Raw genomic sequence first — 3927 nt, forward strand, 5'->3', positions numbered from 1 at the left:
CGACAGCCCCGACGCCGCCCGCCCACCGTCGGCGTCGAACGGCGGCACACCTCGACGGGCAGGCCGAGGCCGTCCGTCGAACGCGGGCGGGACGTCGACCGGGGCGAGCAGCGCCTCGGGTGGCTGTCCGGCGTACGCGGCGAGCAGCTCGGTGAGCGCGTACGGGTTGCCGCCGGTGCTCCGCCAGACGCCGCGTACCAGTCGACCGGGCAGCGGGTGGCCGGCGTACACCTGGGTCAGCACCTCGGCCACCTCGACCGGGCGCAGCGGCCCGAGGTGCTGGCGCACCGCCCCGGGTACGCCGCAGAGCCGGGCCAGGGTGCGGCCGGCGAGTTCCGGGGCGACCGCGTGCGCGGCGGGTCGGGTCGCCACCACCAGCAGGGCGGGCAGTCCGGGGGCGGTGGCGAGTTCGCCGATCAGGTTGAGGCTGGCCGGGTCGAGCGCGTGCAGATCCTCGACCACGAGGACGGCCGGGCCGGTGCCGACCAGCACCCGGACGGCACGTACGGCGAGGCGCAGCAGCGTGCCGGGGGCGTAGCGCTCGCGTGGCGCGGTGGGTTGTTGGGCGAGCCAGGCCAGCGCGTCCGGCGGCACGGTGTCGGCCGGCAGGTCGAGCCGGTCGGGGTCGCGTCCGCTGAGCACGGCGGCCAGCCAGTCGTACGGTGCCGGACTGTGCACCCGGGCGGCGCCGCTGAGCACCATCGCCGGTCGTGGGGTGAGTTCGTCCAGCGCGGCGGCGACCAACAGGCTCTTGCCGACGCCCGCGCCGCCGGTGACGACCACGACGGCCGGTGTTCGACGCCTCCGACCAGCCACGGTGGACCACACTCGGCCCAGCTCAGCCAGCTCGTCGGCGCGCCCGACCATGGACATCGGCAACATTCCTCAACCCTACGCAGTAGTGCGTAGAGACGCGGGAAGGGTGTTCTTGGCAAGCTTGACCCATGACGCTGATCCTCCGCTCGGCCATCCTCAACGACATCGGCCTGGTCCGCACCAACAACGAGGACTCCGCGCTCGCTGGTGAGCGCCTCGTCGCGGTGGCCGACGGCATGGGTGGGCTGCCCGCCGGTGAGGTCGCCAGCGAGATCGTCATCCGGATCCTGGACGAGTTGATCCCGCCCACCGCACCGGACGCCGCCACCGACTCGCTACGGGCCGTGGTGAGCACCGCCAACCAACGTATTCACGCGGCGATCGCCGCCGAGCCCGCCCGGGACGGCATGGGCACGACGCTCACGGCGGCCCTGCTCGCCGGGGACACGCTGGTGCTGGCGCAGGTCGGCGACTCGCGCTGCTATCTGCTGCGGGAGGGCCGCCTGCGGCAGTTGACCCGGGACGACACGTTCGTGCAGGCGCTCGTCGACCAGGGCACGTTGACCCGGGAGCAGGCCCGGCACCATCCGCAGCGGTCGCTGGTGACGCGTGCGGTGCAGGGCGCGGACGCGCCGCCGACGATGGGCTCGGTGAACGTGGCGGCCGGCGACCGGCTGCTGCTCTGCAGTGACGGGCTCTCGGACTATGTGACCGACGACGCGATCGCCGCCGCCCTGAGCCTGCACACCGACCGCCACCAGTGCGGTGAGCAGTTGGTGAAGCTCGCCCACCAGGCCGGCGCGCCGGACAACGTCACCGTGGTGATCTCCGACGTCGTGCCGAGCTGACCCGCCACCGCCTCGGGACCTCCGTGGTCCCGAGGCACCGCCAGGACCGAGGCACCACCGTGGTCCCGAGGCGCCGCTGTGCGCAACTAGGTAGTTGTGCCATCTAGGTAGCGCCACTAGGGTTCGGCGGGTGGATCCCGATCGTCGTGGGCAGTGGCTGCGAGGTGTGCTCGACCTCTGCGTGCTGGCCCTGCTGCGCGAGGGCGAGTCCTACGGCTACCAGCTCGCCCAGTCGCTCGACGCCGCGGGCGTCGGACCGATCCAGGGCGGCACGCTCTATCCGGTGCTGCTGCGATTGCAGCGCACCGGTCTGGTCACCGCGCAGTGGCGGGAGGGCGGGTCAGGTCCGGCCCGCAAGTACTACCAGCTCACCGACGACGGGCGGGCGGCGCTGCACAATGGCGGTAACGCCTGGCTGACGTTCGTGGCGCCGGTGACCGACATCGTCTCGAAGGGGGTCGAGGGGTGAACGTCGACGACTGGCTGCGGGGGTTCGCGGCCGAGTTGCACAGGCGGCGGGTGGCGACCGACGCCGCCCGGCACGTGGTCGCCGAGGCCGCCACACACCTGCGCGAGGGCGGCGGTGACCCGTGGCAGGTCTTCGGCCCGCCGCAGACGTACGCCGCCGCGATCGTGGAGAGCATCGGCACCGCGCCCGGCCCGCGTCCCGGGCCGGTGCGCTTGTCCGCCAAGGGCATCACCAAGCGGTACGGGCGGCATCCGGTGCTGCGGGACGCCTCGCTGACCGTACGCGCCGGGCAGATCGCCGCCGTGGTCGGCGCGAACGGCTGCGGCAAGAGCACCTTCCTGCGGATCTGCGCCGGGTTGATCTCGCCGGACAGCGGTGAGGTGACCGTCTCCGGCCGGCTCGGCTACTGCCCCCAGCAGGGCGGCACCGCCGATTTCCTGCTCCCCGACGAGCACTTCGTGCTGGTCGGCGCCGGTCAGGGTGTGGCCCGTGGCCCGGCCCGGCAGGCCGGTCGGGCGGCGGCCCGGAACCTCGGCTGGGACGCCGAGGGCACCGTGCTCGCCCGGCACCTCTCCGGCGGTACGCGCCAGAAGCTGAACCTGACCATGTCCACCCTCGCCCAACCGGACGTGCTGCTGCTCGACGAGCCGTACCAGGGCTTCGACCAGGGCAGTTACGTCAACCTCTGGGACCAGTTGACCCGGCTGCGCGACGAGGGGAAGGCCATCGTGGTGGTGACGCACCTGCTCAACCAACTCGACCGGGTCGACATCGTGCTCGACCTGACCTCCGCCGAGCAGGGAGGTCGGGCGTGAAGCGGCTGTTCACCGTCGCCGAGATGACGTTGCGGGAACTGGCGCGTCGTCGGGGCGTACTCCTGCTCCTGTTGTTGATGCCGTTGGTCTTCTGGATGATCCGGCGGGACTCGCACGTCGGGCAGTCGATCCGGGCGCTGTTCCTCGGCATCAGTTGGGCGGTCAGCACCGCCGCGCTCTTCGCCACCAGCGCCGCCCGCGAGCTGGAACCCCGGCTCCGGCTCGCCGGTTACCGGCCGCACCATCTGTACCTCGGCCGGATGCTCGGCCTGTGGGCGCTCGGACTGACCGTCGCGGTGCCGTTCTTCCTGCTCACCGTGCTCGACACGACCAACCTGCGGTACGCCGGGATCGCCGTGGCGATGCTCTGCTGCGTGATGGTGGCCGCGCCGTTCGGCATGTTGATCGGCGCGCTGCTGCCCCGCGAACTGGAGGGCACCCTGCTGTTGCTCACCGTGGTGGCGATGCAGATGCTGCTCGACCCGGCCAGTCAGGGCGCGAAGCTCACCCCGTTCTGGTCCAGCCGGGAGATCGCCACCTGGGCGGTGGACCACGCCGACGACGGCTACCTGGCCCGGGGCGTCCTGCACGGGCTGGCGGTGACGCTGCTGCTGACCGTGACCGTGGCAGGGGTGTTCAGTGTCCGGCTGCGCCGCCGCCGGCACCTGCACCACGTACCGATCACCTGAGAGTCACCACGGGGTCCGCGACCGGTCGCGGACCCCCGCGCAGGCTCTAGCATCACCTGGTGCGTCTCAGATCCCTCGCTCCCGTGGTCGCGCTCGGTGTCGCCGTCGGTCTGACCGGCTGCGGCGGCCCGTCCGTACCCCGCGTCGACCCGCGTAGCGTCCAGCAGCCGGCCGGCGGCGATCCCGCCGAGCCGACCTCCGAGGCACCGCCCGGACAGCACCAGAGCGCCGAGACCAGCCCGTCCGGCACCGCCGCGCTCGGCACCCCCGCCGCCGGTGCCGACCCGACC

The 3927-nt window shown here is 72.8% G+C and carries 5 protein-coding genes and 1 pseudogene; 5 read left to right on the forward strand and 1 reads right to left on the reverse strand.

Annotation, left to right across the window (positions count from 1 at the left end; genetic code table 11):
• Positions 1-882: AAA family ATPase (locus EYA84_RS28270; RefSeq protein ID WP_236146003.1), on the reverse strand; the 882-nt coding region annotated here is incomplete at its 3' end.
• 62 nt (positions 883-944) lie between these two features.
• On the opposite strand from EYA84_RS28270, the gene EYA84_RS28275 reads away from it, so the two are divergent.
• The 5 genes and pseudogenes from EYA84_RS28275 to EYA84_RS28295 form a co-directional block, all read left to right on the forward strand.
• Positions 945-1664, forward strand: coding sequence for a PP2C family serine/threonine-protein phosphatase (locus EYA84_RS28275; protein WP_131056967.1), 720 nt, complete (start codon positions 945-947; stop codon positions 1662-1664).
• Positions 1665-1794: 130 nt separating this feature from the next.
• Entirely contained in the window at positions 1795-2133 is a 339-nt protein-coding gene (locus tag EYA84_RS28280; protein WP_131056968.1) for a PadR family transcriptional regulator, read from the forward strand.
• Complete coding sequence (locus EYA84_RS28285) at positions 2130-2948, forward strand: ATP-binding cassette domain-containing protein (RefSeq protein WP_131056970.1); 819 nt, start codon at positions 2130-2132, stop codon at positions 2946-2948. The genes EYA84_RS28280 and EYA84_RS28285 overlap by 4 nt, the downstream gene beginning before the upstream one ends.
• Positions 2945-3637 (forward strand): ABC transporter permease, encoded by a 693-nt coding sequence (locus tag EYA84_RS28290; RefSeq protein ID WP_131056972.1) that lies wholly within the window; start codon positions 2945-2947, stop codon positions 3635-3637. Before EYA84_RS28285 ends, EYA84_RS28290 begins: the two co-directional genes overlap by 4 nt.
• 59 nt (positions 3638-3696) lie before the next feature.
• Positions 3697-3927: pseudogene (locus tag EYA84_RS28295) on the forward strand (hypothetical protein); the annotation flags it as partial.

Source organism: Verrucosispora sp. SN26_14.1, from assembly GCF_004307965.1.
Taxonomy (GTDB): Bacteria; Actinomycetota; Actinomycetes; order Mycobacteriales; family Micromonosporaceae; genus Micromonospora.